General features: G+C 72.1%; 19 protein-coding genes. 11 read left to right on the forward strand and 8 right to left on the reverse strand.

Features of this window, described 5'->3' with window-relative positions:
* Position 1 precedes the first annotated feature (1 nt).
* Positions 2-658 carry an NAD(P)H-dependent oxidoreductase gene (locus AB0368_RS12890; protein WP_366154014.1) on the reverse strand — a complete coding sequence of 219 codons (657 nt, stop codon included), beginning with the start codon at positions 656-658 and terminating at the stop codon, positions 2-4.
* 202 nt (positions 659-860) lie between these two features.
* Here AB0368_RS12890 and AB0368_RS12895 point away from each other — a divergent pair, with 202 nt between their 5' ends.
* The 4 genes from AB0368_RS12895 (at position 861) to AB0368_RS12910 (ending at position 6,458) form a co-directional block, all read left to right on the forward strand.
* A complete protein-coding gene (locus tag AB0368_RS12895) occupies positions 861-1,856 on the forward strand; it encodes an acetamidase/formamidase family protein (RefSeq protein ID WP_366154184.1) in 996 nt (331 codons plus the stop codon).
* 160 nt (positions 1,857-2,016) lie between these two features.
* Complete coding sequence (locus AB0368_RS12900; RefSeq protein ID WP_366154015.1) at positions 2,017-3,585, forward strand: AMP-binding protein; 1,569 nt, start codon at positions 2,017-2,019, stop codon at positions 3,583-3,585.
* Positions 3,586-3,603: 18 nt separating this feature from the next.
* A complete protein-coding gene (locus AB0368_RS12905; protein WP_366154016.1) occupies positions 3,604-5,253 on the forward strand; it encodes a class I adenylate-forming enzyme family protein in 1,650 nt (549 codons plus the stop codon).
* Positions 5,250-6,458 (forward strand): cytochrome P450, encoded by a 1,209-nt coding sequence (locus AB0368_RS12910; protein WP_366154017.1) that lies wholly within the window; start codon positions 5,250-5,252, stop codon positions 6,456-6,458. Before AB0368_RS12905 ends, AB0368_RS12910 begins: the two co-directional genes overlap by 4 nt.
* A 43-nt stretch (positions 6,459-6,501) precedes the next feature.
* Here the strand turns inward: AB0368_RS12910 and AB0368_RS12915 are convergent, their stop codons facing one another.
* Together AB0368_RS12915 and AB0368_RS12920 are read right to left on the reverse strand one after the other, a co-directional pair.
* The gene (locus AB0368_RS12915; protein WP_366154018.1) at positions 6,502-7,782 is read right to left on the reverse strand and encodes a hypothetical protein; all 1,281 of its coding nucleotides are present in this window, start codon (positions 7,780-7,782) and stop codon (positions 6,502-6,504) included.
* Positions 7,783-7,822: 40 nt separating this feature from the next.
* On the reverse strand, positions 7,823-8,611 hold the full coding sequence (locus tag AB0368_RS12920; protein ID WP_366154019.1) for an arylamine N-acetyltransferase: 789 nt from the start codon (positions 8,609-8,611) through the stop codon (positions 7,823-7,825).
* A gap of 104 nt (positions 8,612-8,715) precedes the next feature.
* Here AB0368_RS12920 and AB0368_RS12925 point away from each other — a divergent pair, with 104 nt between their 5' ends.
* Positions 8,716-9,738, forward strand: coding sequence for an NADPH:quinone reductase (locus tag AB0368_RS12925; protein WP_366154020.1), 1,023 nt, complete (start codon positions 8,716-8,718; stop codon positions 9,736-9,738).
* 7 nt (positions 9,739-9,745) lie between these two features.
* On the opposite strand, the gene AB0368_RS12930 is transcribed toward AB0368_RS12925, so the two are convergent.
* Positions 9,746-11,767 (reverse strand): acyl-CoA dehydrogenase, encoded by a 2,022-nt coding sequence (locus tag AB0368_RS12930; RefSeq protein WP_366154021.1) that lies wholly within the window; start codon positions 11,765-11,767, stop codon positions 9,746-9,748.
* 83 nt (positions 11,768-11,850) lie between these two features.
* Here AB0368_RS12930 and AB0368_RS12935 point away from each other — a divergent pair, with 83 nt between their 5' ends.
* Entirely contained in the window at positions 11,851-12,510 is a 660-nt protein-coding gene (locus AB0368_RS12935) for a helix-turn-helix domain-containing protein (protein ID WP_366154022.1), read from the forward strand.
* Here the strand turns inward: AB0368_RS12935 and AB0368_RS12940 are convergent.
* Positions 12,507-12,977, reverse strand: coding sequence for a hypothetical protein (locus AB0368_RS12940; RefSeq protein ID WP_366154023.1), 471 nt, complete (start codon positions 12,975-12,977; stop codon positions 12,507-12,509). The two genes, AB0368_RS12935 and AB0368_RS12940, sit on opposite strands and share 4 nt — an antisense overlap.
* A complete protein-coding gene (locus AB0368_RS12945; protein WP_366154024.1) occupies positions 12,974-13,297 on the reverse strand; it encodes a helix-turn-helix domain-containing protein in 324 nt (107 codons plus the stop codon). The genes AB0368_RS12940 and AB0368_RS12945 overlap by 4 nt, the downstream gene beginning before the upstream one ends.
* A gap of 70 nt (positions 13,298-13,367) precedes the next feature.
* On the opposite strand from AB0368_RS12945, the gene AB0368_RS12950 reads away from it, so the two are divergent.
* The 3 genes from AB0368_RS12950 to AB0368_RS12960 are packed head-to-tail and all read left to right on the forward strand — an operon-like array spanning position 13,368 to position 15,931.
* Positions 13,368-14,330 carry a zinc-binding alcohol dehydrogenase family protein gene (locus tag AB0368_RS12950; protein WP_366154025.1) on the forward strand — a complete coding sequence of 321 codons (963 nt, stop codon included), beginning with the start codon at positions 13,368-13,370 and terminating at the stop codon, positions 14,328-14,330.
* 33 nt (positions 14,331-14,363) lie between these two features.
* Positions 14,364-15,545, forward strand: coding sequence for a serine hydrolase domain-containing protein (locus AB0368_RS12955; RefSeq protein ID WP_366154026.1), 1,182 nt, complete (start codon positions 14,364-14,366; stop codon positions 15,543-15,545).
* An 11-nt stretch (positions 15,546-15,556) separates the two neighbouring features.
* Positions 15,557-15,931, forward strand: coding sequence for a nuclear transport factor 2 family protein (locus tag AB0368_RS12960; protein WP_366154027.1), 375 nt, complete (start codon positions 15,557-15,559; stop codon positions 15,929-15,931).
* Here AB0368_RS12960 and AB0368_RS12965 read toward each other — a convergent pair.
* Complete coding sequence (locus tag AB0368_RS12965) at positions 15,891-17,042, reverse strand: NAD(P)/FAD-dependent oxidoreductase (RefSeq protein ID WP_366154028.1); 1,152 nt, start codon at positions 17,040-17,042, stop codon at positions 15,891-15,893. The genes AB0368_RS12960 and AB0368_RS12965 overlap by 41 nt on opposite strands.
* Before the next feature lie 54 nt (positions 17,043-17,096).
* A complete protein-coding gene (locus AB0368_RS12970; RefSeq protein ID WP_366154029.1) occupies positions 17,097-18,710 on the reverse strand; it encodes a CocE/NonD family hydrolase in 1,614 nt (537 codons plus the stop codon).
* A gap of 79 nt (positions 18,711-18,789) precedes the next feature.
* Between AB0368_RS12970 and AB0368_RS12975 the strand changes: the two genes are divergently transcribed.
* Both AB0368_RS12975 and AB0368_RS12980 read left to right on the forward strand, forming a co-directional pair.
* Positions 18,790-20,169, forward strand: a complete 1,380-nt coding sequence (locus AB0368_RS12975; protein ID WP_366154030.1) for a serine/threonine-protein kinase — start codon at positions 18,790-18,792, stop codon at positions 20,167-20,169.
* A 79-nt stretch (positions 20,170-20,248) separates the two neighbouring features.
* Positions 20,249-20,461, forward strand: a complete 213-nt coding sequence (locus tag AB0368_RS12980; protein ID WP_366154031.1) for a hypothetical protein — start codon at positions 20,249-20,251, stop codon at positions 20,459-20,461.
* The last annotated feature ends 1 nt before the right edge of the window (position 20,462 follow it).

The raw sequence follows: 20,462 nt of genomic DNA on the forward strand, positions 1-20,462 counted from the left end.
CTCATGCGCCGCTGCGCATGCGCCGTCCGGCTTCGAAGAAGGCCCGCAGGGGTGCCACAGCGTGCTCCCCGGCGTCGGCCTTGATCGCGGCGGCCAGCGCGTTCAGCTGGACCCCGGCGATGCCCTTGGCGAAGGGGTCGGTGATCGTCGGGACGAGCTGACCACTCTCCTCGTCCTCGACGTCGGCGAGCTTGTCGCCGGCCTCGCTGAGGACGACCCACGGTCCGCTGATGACGTGGGCGTGGGTGTCGTGCAGCACCCGGCCGAGATCGGTCAGGGCGTTGCGTCCCAGGCCGCGTCCGGGCGTGGCGACCATGGTGAGCACGCACTTGCCGTGCAACGCGGCGTTGGCCATGGGGCGCGACGCCCAGTCGATCGCGTTCTTGACCACACCGGGGATCGAGCCGTTGTACTCGGGCGAGACGATGATGAGTCCGTCCGCCTCGCTGATCGCGGAGCGCCACCGGTTGACCGGGTCCGGGCCGCCGCTACGCAGGTCCAAGTCCTGGTTGTACAGGGGCAGATCGCCGAGGCCGTCGAAGGCGTCGATCTGCATGCCCTCCGGGGCCAGCGGCTGCAGTGCCGCCAGGAGTCGGGTGTTGAACGACTCCTTGCGGAGCGAACCGGAAACGCCGAGAATCCGCAAGCTACCACTCACATTCTTCAGGTGATCGGGTCTGCTGTACCAATGATCGGAACACCGGCGAAAGTCAAGATCCTCTTTTCCGCCCGTGCTCTCCAGTGATTATCGTAGTAAATGCGTTGTGGGCCGCATCCGTCAGGTTGACAGTCTTGCCCGCGACCGACCCCGAATCCCTTGCCCGGCCTGCATTCCCGTCCCTAGCCTGGCCGCCGTGACGATGCATACGGTCGAGTCCACGCTGGCCACGGTCCGGGCGGGAGTCCTCGACCCGGGTGCGGTGTCGGTTGCCAAGATCGAGCCCGGCGACGAGGTGCTCTATCCCGACACCTGGACGAACTGGCAGAACCAGCTGCGGTACGGCATGCCTGCGGCGGACCGCGCCCGGCTGCGCCAGGAGTACCCGGGCTGCCCCTTCCAACTGATCGGCCCGGTCGAGGTCGTCGGCGCCGAGCCCGGCGACGTCGTCGAGTGCCGGCTGGTCGAGCTCCGGTTGCACGACTGGGGCGCCAACGCCTTCCCGACCCGGGCGGGCGCGCTGCCGTACGACTTCGACAAGCCGTACTTCCACGACTTCCGCTTCGACGAGACCCGCACCCGGGCCGAGTACGTGCACGGGATCACCCTGCCGCTCGACCCGTTCGCCGGCATCATCGCGGTCGAACCGGAAGGCGACGAGCAGGTCAGCGGGCTGATCGCCGGCGACCACGGCGGCAACCTGGCCCTTCCCGAGCTCACCGCGGGATCGTCACTGTTCCTCCCGGTGGCCAAGCCGGGTGCCCGGATCTGGATCGGCGACGTGCACGCCCTGCAGGGCGACGGGCTGGTCGATCAGACGGCGCTCAAGTCCACGGCCGAGCGACTGCGGATGCGCTACGACCTGTACAAGGGAGTGGGCCTGACGCGGCCGCTCGCCGAGACCGGCACCCACTGGGTCGGCATCGGACTGGCCGACAGCCTCGAGGCCGCGCTGGTGGACTGCCTGCGCGGGCTGATCGGCTGGTTCAGCACCGCGTCCGGGGTCAGCCGGGCGGAGGCGCACGCGCTCTGCAGCATGGCGGCGAGCTTCCGGATCACCCAGTACGCGGACCAGACCGAGGCCCACCACGTCGACGTACCCATGCCGCCCAAGGGCGTGCACGGACTGCTGCGCAAGGACATCTTCCCGGCCGACATCCGGGCCCGCGTCGACCGCTGGCTCCGCCCCGGATCGTGATCCGGACGCAATTCCCCTTCGCAATTCCCGGACCGGCGAGGGTGCTGTCAAGGTGAGGGATGGGGGCTGGGAGCGGCGGCGTTTAGCCTCCGTTCAGGCTCTCGACAACCCCTTTGATCGAGCTCCTTTTCCGTCCCGAACGAGGAGACGAAACCGGTCCATGAGTACGACGCACGAGAATTACGTCCGGCAGTTGCTCGCCCAATTCGACGCCGATCCTGATCGCGCCGCGGTGATCAGCCGCGACGTCACCTTCACCGCCGGGGAGCTGGCTGCGGCCACCCGCCGGGCGGCGGGGGCGATGCGCCGGGAAGGCATCGCCCGCGGTGACGTGGTCGGCATCCTCACCGAGCCGAACACCGCCGCGACGCTGATCCTGCGCTGGGCGGCCAATCTGCTGGGCGCGACCGCCGCATACGTGCGCGGCATGAACGCCGTCAGTCCCGACGATGAGCTGCGGTTCGAGCAGCAGCGCGCCATCGTCGCGGACGTCGGCGCCCGCATGCTGGCGGTCGACGTGGAGAACGCCGAGCGGGCCCGCGACCTGCTCACCGCCGCACCGGCGAAGCCGGTCCTCGCCGTGCTCGGCCCGACGGGCCCGGACACCGTCGATCTGACCACCGGTTCCGAAGGGGACGGTGCAACCGATCCGGAGATCACCGACGACGACCTCGCGATGATCACGCAGACCAGCGGTTCCAGCGGCCGCCCCAAGGGCGTCTGCTGGACCTTCGGGATCAAGAACGACATGGCCACCTCGGCCCTCGCCCGCAGCGGACGGGTGAGCCTGCTGATCACCGCGCCGCTGACCCACTCCAGCGGCTTCGGCGCCGACGACACGCTCATCACCGGCGGCCTGGTCGTGCTCCACCACGGTTTCGACGCGGGTGCCGTGCTCCGGACGGTGGCCCGTCATCGCATCGGGCGGCTCATCCTCGGCACGCCGCAGGTCTACGCGCTGGCCACGCATCCCGACCGGCCGGGCACCGACCTGTCGAGCCTGACCGAGATCATCTACACCGGCAGCCCGGCGGCACCCCTGCGGCTGCAGGAGGCCCTCGAGATCTTCGGTCCGATCCTGTTGCAGGTGTACGGCACCACCGAGACCGGCGTGATCAGCATGCTGCCGCCGGACGACCACCACGACCTCGGCCGGTGCGCCACGGTCGGCCGCCCTCTGAACCCGGCCGCGCTGAGCATCCGCGACCCGGAGACCGGCGCCCCCGTGGCACCCGGCGAGGTCGGTGAGGTGTGTGCCGTCCCCCGCTGGCTGATGGCCGGCTACTGGCACGAGCCGGAGCTGACGGCGCAGATCATCCGGGACGGCTGGGTCCGTACGGGCGACCTCGCGCGCCTCGACGCCGACGGATACCTCCACCTCAGTGGACGGCTCGCGGACATGATGAAGGTCAAGGGGATCCGGATCCACCCCGAAGCCGTCGAGCGCGTCCTCAACCAGGCTCCGGGAGTGTCCCAGGCCGCCGTGTGCGGCGTGGAGAACGCCGACCGCGTGGAACAGATCTACGCCGCGGTCGTACCCCGGCCCGGCGTCGACGTCGACGTCGAGGACCTGCGCCGCCACGTGTCCGAGGCGCTGACCGAGAACCACGTCCCGAGCGTGATCGACCTGTGCCGGGAGCTGCCGGTGGTCGGCCCCGGCAAGCCCGACCGCGCCCAGCTGCGGGCCCGGGCCCACGACGCCTTCGGCCGGGACGTCTCCCGGGTCTAGAGAACCATGGAGGTTCGCGTGAACCGTACCGCCACCCGGCACACCGACCACGTCCCCGCTCACCTGCGCCGGGAGTGGGCCGCCGCGGGCTTCTACCCGGACCGGGACCTGTACTCCCTGTTCCGCGGCCACGCCGAGCGGAATCCCGATGCGCCCGCCGTGCTGGACGCCGAGGGTGCCTTCAGCTACGCCGAACTCGACGAGCTGACCCGGCGCCTGGCCGCCGGGCTGGCGCAGTTCGGCATCGGCGCCGGCGACGTCGTGGCGGTGCAGCTGCCCAGCGGCCGCCTGGCCTGCGCCGTGGACCTCGCCGTCGCCGCCGTCGGCGCGATCGTCCTGCCGTTCCCCCTGGGCCGGGGCGACCGCGACGCGGAGAGCCTGCTCCGCCGGTCCGAGGCCGTCGCGGTGATCACCGTCGACGACCACCACGGCTATCCCTGCGCCGCGCGCATCCGCGAGCACTCCGGCTCCCTTCCCGCCCTGCGCGCCGTCATCGTCGTCGGCGACCAGCAGGTGCAGGGCTGCGTGCCGATCAACGCGCTGCTCGCCGCGAACGCCCACGAGTTCGTCCCCCAGGCGATCGATCCCGACGGGCCGGTACGGATCCTGGTCACCTCCGGGTCCGAGGCGGAGCCGAAGATGGTGCTCTACTCCCACAACGCGCTGGCGGGCGGGCGCGGCGCCATGATGGCCGGGCTGCACGACGGACCCGGGCCGATGCGTAACTTCTTCCTCGTCCCGCTGGCGTCGGCCTTCGGTTCCAGCGGCACCCCGGTCACCCTCGCCGCCCTCGGCGCGACCCTGGTGCTGAGGCCGGCCTTCGACGCGGCCGCCACCCTCGAGGCGATCGCCCGGGACCGCCCCACCCACCTGCTGGGCGTACCGACCATGCTGCGCATGCTGCTGGACTGCCCGGCGATCCACGACACCGACCTGAGCAGCGTGCGAGCCGTCGTGCTCGGCGGCTCCGCGCTCGACCCGGACACCGCGCGACGCGCCCGCGAGGTTCTCGGCTGCGCCGTCGTGACGCTGTACGGCTCGGCCGACGGCGTCTCGTGCAACAGCGGTCTCGGCGGCTACGACGGCAGCGTCGGCCGCCCCGACCCCGCCGTCGTGGACATTCGCGTCGCCGGACCGGACGGTGCCACGGCGCCGCCCGGCACGATCGGTGAGGTCGTGGCGCGCGGTCCCATGTCGCCGATGTGCTACGTCAACTCTCCCGATCTGGACCGCTCTCTGCGTACCCCCGACGGCTGGACCCTGACCGGCGACCTCGGGGTCATCGACGCCCAGGGCCGGCTCACGCTCGTCGGCCGGCGCAAGGACGTGGTCATCCGCGGCGGCCTCAACATCAGCCCGGCGGAGGTCGAGTCGGTGCTGATCACCCACCCCGCCGTCCGCGACGTCGCCTGCGTGCCGGTCCCGGATCCGCTGTACGGCGAACGCGTCTGCGCCTGCGTCGCCACGACGGCGGAGCTGACCCTGGCCGACGTGACGGCGCACCTCGCGGCGTCCGGAATGGAGCCTCGCAAGTTTCCGGAACGGTTGCTGGTGCTGCCGGTCCTCCCCCTCGGCCCGGCCGGGAAGGTGGACCGGCAGGCACTCCGCGTGCAAGCCGCCGGCGAGCGGAACGACACCGTCTGCATGAGGGAGGAAGCCAGACCATGACCCAGCCGATCTCGTACCTTCAGCACTGGGATCGCACCGAACCCTTCGATCCGCCCGAGGTGCTGCACAAGCTGACCCGTACCCGGCCGTTGACGCGCATGGAGTATCCGGACGGGCACATCGGCTGGCTGGCGACGAGCCACGACCTCGCGCGGGAAGTGCTCAGCAGCCAGGCGTTCAGCCACCGGTTCCACACGACGCACGCCCCGGTCACCAAGAAGGGCGAGCTCTTCCCGTCCGTACCGATCGTCCCCGGTGGATTCATCCACATGGACCCGCCGGACCACACCCGCTACCGCAACCTGCTGAGCAGCGAATTCGGTACGCGCGTCATGGAGGCCTACGCCCCTCGCATCACCGAGCTGGCCGCGGCGCAGCTGGCCGAGCTGCGGCAGAAGGGCTCACCGGTCGATCTCCTGCCGCACTACATCCGGCCGCTCTCGCTCCACGTGCTGTGCGACGTGCTCGGCGTCCCGTTCGTGGGCAGTTCCATCCTGGCCGCGCTGACCGACGGGGCGAACGACGACGAGACCAGCCTCGAGGACGAACGAGCGGCCGGGACGCAGGCCTTCCTCTACCTCCTCGACCTCGTCCGCACGGCCCGGGTCACACCGGGCGAGAACATCATCGGCCGGCTCGCCGCGGTGCAGGATCTGACCGACCGCGAGATCACGAACATGCTGCTGATCGTGTTCGCGGCGGGCTTCGCCAGCTGCGAGGGCGCTCTCGCGTCGTCGTTGCTGGCGCTGCTCCACCACCGGGACCAGCTGGACGCGGTCCGTACGGCCGCGGAGACCGGCGGCGCGAAGGGCGTCGAGGGCGCCGTCGAGGAACTGCTGCGCTACACGACGGTGAACCAGTTCCAGATCTTCCGCACCGCGCTTGCCGACGTCGAGCTCGGCGGCGAGCTCATCCGCGAGGGTGACACCGTGACGGTCGCGCTGCCGGCCGCCAACCGGGACCCGGGCAAGTTCGCGTGTCCCGATCGGCTCGACGTGAGTCAGGACGCCTCCGGCCACCTGGCCTTCGGCTACGGCGTCCACGCGTGCGTCGGCCAGCGTCTGGGCCGGCTCGTTCTCGCCGAGGCGCTGTCCACGCTGCTGCTGGAGCTGCCCGGCCTGGCTCTGGACGTACCGGTGGAGAAGGTGCCGGTGCGCCTGCGTACGCCGGTGCTCGGTCTGCTGCGGCTCCCGGTCCGGTACTGACGCCGAGCGTGGTCGGCCGGAGGTCCTCCGGCCGACCACCTGCTCAGCGCTGCGGCGCGCGGTCCGCGCACTCCAGCAACGAATTCCGGATGTGGTCGTGGATCGCGTCCATCTGCTCGGTCGAGAAGCACTGCCTGCTGTACGGCATCTCGAGGCTGAACCGGCCGTAGATGGTCGTCGGCGAGGCGAGCAACGGGCCCTCCCCGGCGTCCGGGATCCACCGGCTGGACAGCGGGAACTTGGTCATGTCGACGATCTCCAGCCCCTGCGGGGACGGCGGACCGGCGATCTTTCCGACGTTCGCGAGCACCAGGCTGGTCGGCCACAGCTGGGGGTGCTTGAGGAGCCGGTCCAGCGCCTGCATCTCCATCGCGGCGTCACCGCGCTGGATCCCGGCACGCAGCTCGGTGGTGAAGCGGTGGCCGAGCTTCACCAGGTCGGCGTCGGCGGGCACGTCCAGCAGGTCGCGGAACCACGACACCATCGGCACCATCGCCTCGCGGCTGATCGGCTGCGTCACCAGGTCCCGCAGGTCGACCGTGCAGAAGGCGGAAAGCCGGTGGTCGGCCTTCTCGGCGGGCAGGCTGTTGCGCACGGCCGCGAGGAGCGCCGCGGCGACCAGCCCGTTGACCGACACCCCGGAGTCCTTGGCGAAGGCGAGCAGGCCGTCGGTCTCGGACTCGGTCAGCCAGAGCCGGCGCGAGGTCATGACGCCGTCGGCGGGCACGTCCGCCGCGGACTGCGCCGCCAGGTAGGGCAGGGCGCCGACCGGCGCGCCCTCGGCCCGCTTCAACCGCTCCTGCAGGTACGCGTCCAGCTCGGCGTCGGTGCGCGGCGGGAGTACGTCGTCGAGGGCCGGATGCCATTCCTGGGACTCGGCCGACGGCGGCGCGTACGTGCCGGTCTGGATGTCGATGTAGCGCTGCCAGACCCGGTAGCAGAACGAGGTCGAGCTGCGCCCGTCACAGATCGCGTGATCGACGCCGAAGATCACCGTGTCCTCGTCGGCGCCGGTCAGCAGCACGGCACGCGCGAGCGGGCCGCCGAGATGCAGCGGAGTGTTGTACTCCTGCAGCTGCGCGCCGGGCTCGTTCGGCCGTACGCGCAGACGCGGCAACTCGTCCGGCGCCAGCAGGCTGAGGTAGAAGTCCTTCCCGTCCTTCTCGATCCGGCTGCGCAACGACCGCTGTTCCGCCAGCACCGCGGTGAACGCCGCGTCCAGCAGATCCGGGTCGACGCCGCCGCGGACCACACAGATCGACAACGCCTGCGTTCTGATCTCGCCGACGTACATCCGTTCCGACCGGGCAATTTTCCGGCGCATGCATTTTCCTCCCCTGTCGATTTCGTTCGAGGTTTACGGTTCAGCCGATGTCGCCGGACAGAATGGCGGCCCGGAGCGCGTGCCATTCGCCGTCGTCGACGATCGTGCGGGCTTTCTCGATGCCGGCGCGCACGGTCAGGTAGCGCCGGCCCTTCAGCACCACCTGGCCGTCGGGCACCGCCCGGCTGTAGAGCTCGGTGCCGCCCTCCCCGGCGGCCGCCAGCGCGGCGTTCACCGCTTTCTGGGCCGGAGCCCATTCGGTCCGGTCCCGGGCCTTCGGCGTGAACCGGAAGACCGTGCTCCACTGCCCGAGCTTGGGCCGGCGTCGCAGCAGGACACCGTCGCCGTCGTCGACCAGGCCGTAGCGGCAGCCGTACTGCGTCTGGTCCCTCCCGGCCGTGTCGAGACGCAGCGGCTCGATGAAGGAAGGCCCTGCATATCCGATGTCCACCAGCCACGCGACGCCGTCCACCCGGGCCAGGATGAGCATGTGCTCGACCTCGACGCCGTACGTCTCCAGCCCCTCCGCCGTGGTGCCGGCGATCAGGTCGGCGTCGAAGCCGATGTCGCGCAGCAGCCGCAGGAACAGCCGGGTCATCTGGACGCAGCCGCCGCCGTTGCCCGCCGCGACCACGGAGTCGAAGGTCGCGTCCTCGTCGAGGTCGACCAGCTCGACGGTGTCGCCGCTGTTCGCCGGTACGGCCAGCGATCCCGCACTGCTGAACGGAATCGTTTCCATGTGCCGTTTGTGCAGGGTCACGAGGGTCGGCAGGTCGGGAACCGGACTGTCGATTCCCAGCCGGCGCAGGTAAACATCGATGCCGTACATCCGCAAAAGCGTATGGGGGCCGCTCGCCACGAGGCATCCCTCACATTGACAGCACCGCGCCGAGTCCATTGTCGATCGTCGAATCGGTGGATAGCCTCCACCGCATGAAGGCGATCGTGTATTCGTCGGCCGGCAGCCGCGACGTGCTGGAATTCGTCGACCGGCAGGTACCCGAGCCGGGTTCCGGCGAGGTCCGGGTCCGGGTGGTCATCTCCGGCGTCAACCAGGCCGACTGGAAGTCCCGCCAGTACGGCCACCGCAACGGCGCACTGATGTTCCCCGAGGTGATCCCGCACCACGACGGCAGCGGCGTGATCGACGCCGTCGGAGCCGGGGTCGATCAGGACCGGGTCGGCGAGCGGGTGTGGCTCTGGGAGGCGGCCTGGCGTCGCCCGCACGGGACGGCCGCGGAATACGTCGTCGTGCCGGCCCGCCAAGCGGTCCCGCTGCCGGCGGACGTCTCGTTCGAGGTCGGCGCCAGCCTCGGCATCCCGGCGATCGCGGCCCACCGCTGCCTGCTGGCCGTGCAGGACGGTCCCGAGCGGCTCGGCCCCGGCGCCTTGAACGGGCGTACTGTGCTGGTCGCGGGCGGCGCCGGAGCCGTCGGGCACGCCGCGATCCAGCTCGCCACCTGGTCCGGCGCGACCGTGATCGCGACGGTCAGCAGCGCCGAGAAGGCGAAACTGGCCGAGGCCGCCGGCGCCGTACACACCGTCGACTACCGGGCGGACACAGCCGTGGCGGACGTTCGCGCCGCCGCGCCCCAGGGAGTCGACCTCATCGTCGAGGTCGCGCCGAGCGCGAACATCGACCTCGACACCGAGCTGCTGGCCCCGAACGCCACCGTCGCCGCGTACGGCACGGAGGGCGACGGCAAGCTCACGTTCCCCACCCGGCTGGTGATCGGGCGCAACGTACGGTTCCAGTTCGTGCTGGTGCTGACCATGCCGGCGGCGTACAAGGACCTCGCGGTGGCCGACATCACCGAGGCCGCGGCGGCGGGTGCGCTGACCGTCGGCGAGGATGCCGGGCTGCCGTTGGCACGCTTCCCGCTCCAGCGGACCGCCGACGCTCACGACGCCGTGCAGGCGGGCGGCGTCGGCAAGGTCCTGGTGGACGTCGCCTAGCGGCGCGTCACTGAGCGGGAGCGATCTCGAGGTCGGTCGCGGTGGCATCGGCGGCCCGGACGGCGTCGTCGTGCTCCGCCATGACCTCCTGCCGGCCCGTCTCCTCGCGCAGGATCGCGCAGTTCAGCCACACGTCCGGGATGGCGAACGCGTCGACCAGCGTGCGCGCGTACGGCCGCAGCTCCCGCATCAGGTCGTTGATCATCGCGGTGACCGCCTTCGACCGGGCCGGCGTGAGGCGGCCGTGCTCGAGGAACCAGCCCCGGTCTGCCTCGATGGTGCTCAGGGCGTAGAGGTCGCACACCCGCGACAGCAGCGCCCGCGCGGCCGGGTCGGTCGCGCGCTCGATGCCGGCGACGAACGCCTCCAGCACCACCCGGTCGATGTGCGCCTCGGCGGCCTTGATGACGTGGTCCTGCACGTCGTTGAAGATGGCGAACGGCTGGTCCTTCTTGGTGGCCGCACCCCGGCGCAGCCGCCGGATCACGCCGTCCAGGACGTGCCGCTCCCGGTCCTCGATCATCTTCAGGTGCCAGCCGCGGTCGGTGAGGGCGACCTGGTCGTCGCGGCCCGGTACGGCCTTCACGAGACGCTCGACGAGCGATCGGGCCGCGGTGCGCTCCAGCACCATCTCGCGGACCTGGTCGGCGACGAACGCCGCCCGGCCCCAGCCGTCGAGGGAGCCGAACGCGTCCCGGTACCCGGTGAGCAGCCCCTTGGCGACCAGCTGGAGCAGCACGGTGTTGTCGCCCTCGAAGGTGGTGAAGACGTCGGTGTCGGCCTTGAGCGCGGGCAGCCGGTTCTCGGCCAGGTATCCCGCGCCGCCGCAGGCCTCGCGGCACATCTGGATGGTGCTGGTGGCGTGCCAGGTCTGCGCGGCCTTGAGCCCCGCGGCGCGGGACTCGAGCTCGCGCTGGCGGTGGTCGTCCACCGGTCCGCCGGCCGTCTGCACCTCGTGCAGGACGGCGACCAGTTCCTCCTGCGCGAAGTGCAGCGCGTACGTGGTGGCCAGCGCCGGAAGCAGCTTGCGCTGGTGGGCGAGGTAGTCGTTGAGCACGACCTCGCGCTCGGCGTCGGGGGCGGTGAACTGGCGGCGGGTGTCGCCGTACCGGATCGCGATGGTCAGGGCGTTCTTCACCGCCGAGGACGCCGCGCCGCCGATGGTGACCCGGCCGCGGACCAGGGTGCCCAGCATGGTGAAGAAGCGGCGGGTGTCGTTCTCGATGGGACTGGTGTACGTGCCGTCCGCGGCGACCTGGCCGTAGCGGTCCAGCAACATCTCCCGGGGCACCGTGACGTGGTCGAACGAGAGCCGGCCGTTGTCGACGCCGAGGAGCCCGGCCTTGGGTCCGGCGTCGCCGATGGTGACCCCCGGCATGGGCTTGCCGTCCGCGTCACGGATCGGCACCAGCCAGGCGTGCACGCCGTGCCGGCCGCTCGGGGTGACGAGCTGGGCGAACACGACCGCCACCCGGCCGTCCCTGGCGGCGTTGCCGATGTAGTCCTTGCGGGCCGCCTCGTGCGGCGTGTGCAGGTCGAACGTCTCCGTCGCCGGGTCGTAGGTGCAGGTCGTCCGCAGCTGCTGCACGTCGGAGCCGTGGCCGGTCTCGGTCATGGCGAAGCAGCCCATGACGTCGGCGGTCATGATGTCGCGCAGGTAGGCGTCGTGGTGCCGCCGGGTGCCCAGGGCCAGCACGGCACCGCCGAAAAGGCCCCACTGCACGCCGGCCTTCACCAGCAGCGAGAGGTCGAGGTGGGCCAGCATCTCGCCGGCCACCACGGCGCCGCCGGGGTCGAAGCTGCCGCCGTACTCCGTCGGGAAGGCCATCGAAACGCCGAGGTCGGTCGGGAGCGCGCCGAGCAGCCGGGTGACGCGCTCGCGGGCCTGCTCGCCGGTCTCGCCGTACACGGCGGTGAACCGGTCGCCGGCGAGCTCCGTGCGCGCCGCCCGCCGAATGTGCGCCCACCGGCCGTCCAGCACGTCCTGCAGCCGGGCGGGGTCGACGGAGCCGGGCACGGAACTGGTCATGGTTCCTCGCTTCGCTGCTGACCGGTGGTGGGTACACCCTGTACCCGCATGTGGGTACAGACTGTACCAGCTAGAGTGGCCGGGTGAACGAAGCGGCCACGAGGCGGGACACCATCGCCGCGCGCCGGGCCGGCCGGGGCGCGGACGAGCGCGCCCGCCGCCGCGAGCAGATCGTGCACGCCGCCGTACGCGCGATCGAGGAGCACGGCAGCGGCGCCGGCCTCGGCGCGGTCGCGGATCAGGCCGGCCTCCCGCGGCCGCACGTCTACCGGCACTTCGCCAGCAAGGACGACCTGGACCAGGAGGTCGCCCGGTTCGCCGCACGCCTGCTCAGCGCCTGGATCCGCCCCGCACTGACTGCGAGCGGCACCCCGCCGAAAGTCGTGCACGGCATCATCGGCCGGGTCCTGGAATGGGCGGTCGACCATCCCAACCTGTACCGCTTCCGGGCCCGGCTCGGACAGTTCGCGGCCGTTCCGGAGCTCAGCCGCGCCGGGGTGGCCTACCTGCGCGCCGCGGGCTACGACATGCGGCCGCCGGCACACGTCGTCGCCGGCGTCATCGGCATGGTGGACGCGAGCATCCTGTGGTGGCTGGACCACCCGGAGGAGATGGACATCGCCGCTCTCACCGATCGGCTCGCCGCCCAGGTCTGGCTGATCCTGGCGGACCTGCTCGACCACATCGGCCGCCCGCTCGACCCGGCGAACGAGCTCACCCCGGTCGACGACGCCGGTCGCTAGTCGTTGAGCTGAGCGCGCCGGATCTCCGCGAGCGTCTCCACCATGACCTCGGTCATCGGGCGCTCGCCCCGGAGATGGGCGAGCAGCAGCGCCGCGTGCAGGCCCAGCGCGTCCGGCTTCGGCGCGGGCGAGCCGTCGTCCTCCCACACCCCGAGCGCGCCCGCCAGCAGGTAGAGCACCACCTGCGGATCAACCTCGGGGCACCAGGGGGCGGCCGAACGCACGGTCTGCTCCAGCACCGCGCGCACGTCGCCGGCGTCGAGGCCGTCCGGGTGGGCGGATTCGAGCAGGAGGCGCACCGCCGTACCGAGAATCAGTCCTGCCTGGACCTGATCCTGCGCGCCCAGCTCGGCCACCGCCTCCGTGAGCGCAGCCCCGTCGCGCTCGTGTGCCGCGCGCACCGCCGCCGCGGTGGCGGCGGCGATCGGGCGGGCCGGGGCGGGCAGGTCGCGCCACTGATCGGTCATGGGACGACGCTAACCCCGAGGTCCGACAGAACCTTCTCCGGGAACCTGTCGATGTTGTCGACGACCCAGCGGCGCAGCCGGGCCAGCGGCTCGCAGGCGTCGCGGCCGAGCGGGGTCAGCGAGTATTCGACGTGCAGCGGCACGGCCGGAAACACCGTACGGTCGATCAGCCCGTGCTCCTCCAGGCGCCGAAGTGTGGCGGTGAGCACTTTCGGGCTGACCCCGTCGAGCTTCGCGCGCACCTCCCCGAAGCGGCGCGGGCCGTTCTCCAGGGCGCCGAGGGCGAGCGCGCTCCACTTGTTGGCCAGCAGATCCAGCATGTGCCGGCACGGGCACGACGCGTCGTAGACCCTTGACGGTAACTAGGGCGTACCGAATAGCGTCGCCGGCATGGCTGAACTCATGCGAGCGGTGGGCTACCGCGAAGACTTCCTGGACCTTGAACTCCCGGTGCCGGAACCGGGAGAGCACGATCTGCTCGTCCGGGTCCGGGCCGTCTCGGTCAACCCGGTGGATGTGAAGGTACGGGCGGGAAGCGGCGAGCCCAAGATCCTCGGTTACGACGCGGCCGGCGTCGTCGAACGCGTCGGCCCGGCCGTCACCCTGTTCCGCCCCGGCGACGAGGTCTGGTACGCCGGCTCGATCGCGCGCCCCGGCACCAACTCCGAACTGCACCTCGTCGACGAGCGGATCGTCGGCCCCAAGCCCGCGTCCCTCGACTTCGCCCAGGCCGCGGCACTCCCGCTGACCGCCCTGACGGCCTGGGAGGCGCTCTTCGACCGGCTGCGGCTGACCGCCACCAGCACCGGCACCCTGCTCGTCCTCGGCGCCGCCGGCGGCGTCGGCTCCATCCTGGTCCAGCTGGCCCGGCAGCTCACCGACCTTGAAGTCATCGGTACGGCCTCCCGCCCGGAGTCCCACCGGTACGTCCTCGACCGGGGCGCCCACCGCGTCGTCAACCACCGCGAGGACCTGGCGGCGGCGCTGCCCGACGGCGTCGACCACGTGTTCAGCCCGCACTCGGCCGGAATGGTGGAAACCTTCGCGCGGATCGTCCGGCCCTTCGGCGCCGTGGTGGCGATCAACGAACCGCCGCACCTGGACCTGCGCCCGCTCAAGTCCAAGAGCATCGCGTGGCACTGGGAGCTGATGTTCACCCGTGCCCTGTACGACCCCACGAGCACCTCCCAGCACGAGATCCTCACGCAGGTCGCGGAGCTGGTCGACAAGGGAGTCCTGCACACCACGCTCACCGAGCGGATCGACGGGATCAACGCCGCCAACCTGCGCCGGGCGCACGCCGCGGTGGAGTCGGGTTCGGCGATCGGCAAAACGGTCCTCGCCGGCTTCTGATTTTTGTCGGAGGCACCTGGCAAGGTGGTCGGCATGACGGTGCATGAGGCGAAGAGCGTTCATGACGCGATGGCGGCCCGCGTCGAGCATGGCGAGTTCCCCGGAATCGTCACGCTCGTCGCCCGGGGCGACGACGTGCGAGCCGACGCGATCGGCAGCGCATTCTTCGACGGCGGTCCGCCGATGCGCCGCGACACCGTCTTCCGGATCGCGTCGATGACCAAACCGGTCCTCGCCGCCGCCACCATGACCCTCGTCGAGGACGACCTCATCGACCTCGAGGAACCGGTCCACCGGCTGCTCCCCGAGCTGGCCGGCCAGCGGGTCCTGGCCCGCATCGACGGCCCGCTCGACGACACCGTCCCGCTGCGCCGGCCGGTCACGGTGGAGGACCTGCTGACCTTCCGGATGGGCTTCGGCCTGATCACCGAGCCGGAGTTCGACCCGCCCTGGCCGATCAACCAGGCGGCGAACGAGCTGGAGCTGCGGCTCGGGCCGCCCGACCCGCGCACCCCGCACGACCCGGACGAGTGGATCCGCCGGTTCGGCACACTGCCCCTGATGCGGCAACCGGGCGAGAAATGGCAGTACAACACCGGCACCCTCGTGCTGGGCGTGCTGGTGGCCCGGGCGGCAGGCAAGCCGCTCGGCGACGTGCTGCGCGAGCGCCTCTTCGACCCGCTCGGCATGCGCGAGACGGGTTTCCTGCTGCCCGAAGCCCGGGCCCGCGAGCTGCCCGGCTACTACATGACCGACCCCGGCACCGGGAAGATGACCGAGCGCACCGACACCGGCCCCGAGGTGTGGAGCAGGCCGCCTGTGTTCCCCTCGGGCTCCGCCGGTCTCGTGTCCACCGTGGACGAGTTCCACACCTTCGCCCGGATGCTGCTCGACCGCGGCGTGCACGGCGGCACCCGGCTGCTTTCGGAGCAGTCGGTCGAGCTGATGACGACCAACCACCTCACGCCGGCTCAGGTGGAGTCGGCGGGCACGCTGCTGAGCGGCTCCGGCTGGGGCCTGGGCATGGCCGTCACGGTCGCCCCCGACGAGGTCTCCGGCCCGGGGCGGTACGGCTGGTCCGGCGGCTACGGCACCACCTGGTTCAACGACCCGCACGAGGGCCTCACGGCGATCGCTCTCACCCAGGTCAGCGACTTCCTGTGGAGCGGGGCCCTGACAGAGTTCGGCCGGCTCGCATACGCGACGGCAGGGTAGGAGGAACGACGATGACGAACCTCGACGCGGTGACCGCGTGGGTGGAGAAATACCGGGTGGCCTGGGAGTCGAACGACCCCGCGCACATCGCCGACCTCTTCGCCGAGGACGCCGCCTACTTCACCGAGCCCTACGCGGAGCCGTGGCGCGGCCGCGAGGCGATCGTCGCGGGCTGGCTGAAGCACCGGGACGAGGCGGACACGACTACGTTCGACTGGCACCCGCTGATCGTCACGGACGACCTGGCCATCGTCGAGGCGACGACGCACTACACGACGCCGCCGCCGCGTACTTACAGCAACATGTGGGTGCTCCGCCTCGACCAGGCGGGCCAGGCGCGCCAGTTCACCGAGTGGTGGATGAAACACCCGGCCGCCGACGCATAGCGTCCGGAAAGGACCCGTCGCCGAACAACAGCCGCGCCGCCGCGGCTCGTCCGACCGGGGTCCGCAGCAGCGCGAAGGCCACCTCGGCGGCGGGTCGCGACCGCACCCCGGACCACGCCCGGCGCAGCACCAACCGGCCCCGGAACCGGGCACGCAGCGCCGCGCCGTCATAGTGCCGCAGCACGGCCGGGTCGCCGCTGCGCAGATAGTCGCCGGTCACCGCCGCGGCCAGCTCCGACAGGCGCAGGCACGGATCCAGCCCGCCGGCGGTCAGCGGCGACACCGCGCCCGCAGCGTCGCCGACCAGCAGGCCCTCCGGGCAGGCGAGCCGCCGCAACACCCCGCCGACCGGAATCGGCCCACCCCGCCGCCGCACCGGCCCGACCGCCCCCGGCAGCGGGCCGGGGGCGCCCATCGCGCCGGCCGCCGCCCCCGTCGCGGGCGGCAGCGCGGCGAAAGTGTCGCCGAAGGTTCGCAGCAGCGTGGGCAGCGGGCCGGTCAGCCACTCCGGCCGCCCGGCCAGCCCGACATGCGCATGCCGCCCGTCATCGACCACCCACGCGAGATAGCCAGGCGCGAGCCGCGGATCCACGACACAGTGGAACGTCGGCGGCCCATCCCCGCCGGCCACCGGATACACCTCCTCAGCCCCCACGATCAGCCGCCGGTTGACGTCCAGCCCGAGCCGGCGGGCAACCGTCGACCGGGTCCCGTCCGCGCCGATGGTGAACCGGGCCCGGACACCCTCCACCGGATACGACACGCCCAGCCGAATCCGCGCACCGGCGAGCGCCGCCTCGGCCAGGGCCCACGCATAAACGCCGGCCATGTCGGCCACCCGGTACTCGTCGCGGCCGCTGACCAGCTCGACCGGCCGGCGCAGCGACGGCGGATAGAGCAGAACCCTGCGGATCGGCGGCCCCAGAAGCTCGGCCGGCAGCGCGAAGTCCTCGAGTGTGCGCCGGACGAAGATGCCGGTGGTCCGGATGCCCGAGTCCAGCGAGCGCCGCCGGTCGACGACGAGCACGTCGTGGCCCTGCGAGGCCAGCAGCCGGGCGGTGTGCAGACCGGCCAGGCCGGCGCCGACGACGAGAACGTCCGGGGTCTCCATGGCCGCCGAAGGTAGCGGCCTCAGCGCCGGATCGCCCCTGCTTTCACCACACCTTCACGGGGTCTCCACCACGGGCACCGTCAGGGACGAGTCGGCGCAGTGAATGGTGTGCAGAGAGGGGGCGGTGTCCGAGCCGTGCGCCGGAGTGCCGTCGGTGCCCAGGTTCCGGGCGTACCGCGGGTGTGCGCCGCCCGAGAGCTGCAGGCGGAGCCGGTGGCCCGCCGGAACCCGGTGGAAGCATTGGTCCAGGCGCAGGGTGACGTGCTGCACCTCGCAGGCGGGCGCCGCCGGGTCGAGCCGGAGCAGGGCGTCGGAGAAGTTGCGCGACCGCCCGGCCGGGTCGACGTCGCAGAGCCGCGCGAACACGTCCGCGTACGGGTTGTCCAGCGAGATCGCCAGCTCCACCGTAGGGGCGCCCGCGACGTCGAGGTCCGTGGTCAGCGGTGCGGTGGTGAAGGTCAGGACGTCGGCGCGGGCCTCAAGGCCCCGGTTGTCGCGGACGCCCATCGAGCCCGCCAGCACCCGGCCGCCCACCGACGGGGTGGGGTCCGCCGGGTCGTACCGGAAGGACACCGGCTCAGCGGCCGGGACGTGGCCGAGCGTGCCGCCGGCGCCCAAGGTGAAGCGCAGCGGTGTCGTAGCGGGTGGCCACTCCGCGAGGTCGTGCCACTTGTTCTCGCCGGTGCGGAACATGCTCGCCTTCGAAGGCGCGCCGGGGTCCCCGCCGAGGTGGCGGTCCAGCCACGCCAGCGCCGCGGGTTCCGTACGGGAAGCGCCCTTCGTAGCCACCCCGATATGCGTCCACGGGCCGACGAGCAGCGACACCTCGAGTCCCCGGCCGCGCAGGGCCGCGTACTGGTCGAGGGTCTGGTCCAGGAACAGGTCCTGCCAGCCACTGATCAGCATCACCGGCACGGTCACGCGCTCCAGGGCCACGCCGGCTCGCATGGGCTCCCAGAACGGGTCGGTCTCCTCGTGGTGCGACAGCCATTCGCGGTACCACGGCGCCCGGCCGCGCAGCACCGGCTCGGCGGCCTCGGCCAGCGGGAGCCCGTGCAGGCCGGGACGGATCCGGCGGGCCGCGGTGGCGAGGTTGCGGATCCGGCGCAGGCCGCGGGCCTCCTGGCCGGCGATCTGGTGGCTCCAGCTGAGGAAGTCGCCGAGGGTGAAGGCGCCGGTCCCGTAGACCGCGCTGCGGAAGTCGTGCGGGCCGACCGAGATGATCGCGGTCCGCAGCTCCGGCGGCGGGTCCTGCAGCAGCGTCCATTGCGTCCAGCCCAGGTACGAGCCCCCGAGCGTGGCGAGCCGGCCGTTGAACCAACCGCAGGTCCGCAGCCACGCGACGGTGTCCTGCCCGTCCGAAGCTTCCTGCGCCATCGGGACGAACGTGCCGCCGGAGCCGAACGTGCCGCGGACGCTGCTGACCACCACGTGGTAGCCGCGCGCCGCCAGCATGTGGCCCTGCACCAGCGAGGTCGGCAGCCCCCGGCCGTACGGGGTCCGCACCAGCACCGTTCCCCGCGCCTTCCCGGCGGGCGCGTAGTGGGCCGCGCGGAGCAGCACACCGTCGCGCATCGGGATGGCTACGTCGTGGTTCACCGCGTACGTGGTGCGGGGCGCGGGCAGGCCCAGCGCGCGACCCACCAGGGAGGTCATCGGCCGGGGCACCGCCTCATCCTTCGTGGGTGCGGCGCCGAGTGCAAGCGGGGTCGTGCGTTCCCGCCTCGATCAAGGCAGACTGCCTCGGGTGGAGGTGCAGCTGCGCAGGCTCGATGACCGCTACACCCTGCTCGACCGGCTCGGCAGCGGCGGCATGGCGGTGGTCTGGCGCGCCCGCGACGAGGTCCTGGGGCGCACGGTCGCGATCAAACTGCTGGCCGGACGGTACGCCGGGGACGCCGCGTACCGGTCCCGCATCCGCGACGAGGCCCGCGCCGCCGCGACCTTCTCCGATCCCCACATCGCCCAGGTGTACGACTACGGCGAGGCGTGGCAGGACGGCCTGCCCGTCCCGTACGTGGTCATGGAATTGGTCCACGGCGTCACGCTGCAGCAGCGCGCGCGGCACAGCCTGCTGGACCCGCGCGAGATCTGCCGGATCGGCGCGCAGGTCGCGGCGGCGCTCGCCGCGGCGCACGCCCACGGCCTGGTGCACCGCGACATCAAGCCGGCCAACGTCATGGTCACCGCGGACGGCGTCAAGGTCGTCGACTTCGGGCTCGCGGCCGCAGCGGGCCCGGCCGAGCCCGAGGAGGAACTGCTGGGCACGCCGGCCTACCTGGCGCCCGAGCGGCTGACCGGCGACGCGGTGGAGCCGGCCTCGGACGTCTACGCCCTCGGCGTGCTCCTCTACCGGCTGCTGGCGGGCGAGTCCCCGTGGACCGCCGACACCACCACGCAGATGCTGACCGCCCACGTCACCCTGGAGCCGGTCCCGCTGCCTCCGCTGCCCGGGGTGGACCCGGCGATCGCCGGGCTGGTCGACCGGTGCCTGCGCAAGGATCCCCTGGAGCGTCCCAGTGCCGCCGAGGTCGCCCGAACCCTCGGCGAGGGCCCGGCCGTCCGCCCACAAACACCACCGATGGCCGTGGCGGCGTCCCGGCAGGGCGGGAAACTGCTGGCAGTGGCCGTGGCGGCGGTCCTGGTCGCGGTGGGCACGACCTGGGCACTGCTCCCCCGCGGTGCGCAGGGCGGCGACGTACCGGCGTCCGCGCTGCCGACGGCAGCCTCCGCCCGGCCGTCCCCCACTCCGAAGCGACCGGCCGTCACGGAAGCCGCCCCGACCAGGACTGTGTCCGGCACAACCACCACCGCCGCCACCACGTCGCCGCCGACCACCAGCGCGCCGGCGCAGCACACGACGACGACCGCCTCGCCGAGCCCGTCCCGGCCGCCCGCGGCCACCGCGACGTTCCGCTCCACCGGCGGCTTCGTGACGGCTCGCTGCGGCTCGACCGGCCGGGTCACCCTCGTCGCGTGGGCGGCCGTCGAGCCGTACAAGGTCGAGCGGGTCAATCCCGGGCCCGCCGCCACCGCCGGGGTCGTCTTCGCCCACGGCGCGAGCCGGATCCGGATGCGGGTGACCTGCGTCGCCGGCATCCCGGTGGTGGCCACCACGCGACCGTGACCGGCCGGGCCCGGAAAAGTGCTAACCCGGACCGGCGGCCGGTCGATAGTGGGGGCCGACCCGATGGCAGGGAGGCGTGATGGAGGCATACATCGACCCGGTGTACGCATGGGTCAGCGCCCTGATCGGCCCGAACGCGGTGATTCCCGGGTGGGCCTGGCTGGCCGTGCTGGTCATGATCTTCTGGGGCCTGCTCGCCCCGGGACTGGCGGCCGCCCGGGCCCGCGAGGCGGAGCGCGCCCGCCTGCTGAGCCGGACTCCCAGCCTTCAGCACGTCAGTCGGCACGTCTGAC

The sequence above is a fragment of the Actinoplanes sp. NPDC051475 genome (assembly GCF_040689425.1).
In the GTDB taxonomy this organism is placed as follows: domain Bacteria; phylum Actinomycetota; class Actinomycetes; order Mycobacteriales; family Micromonosporaceae; genus Actinoplanes.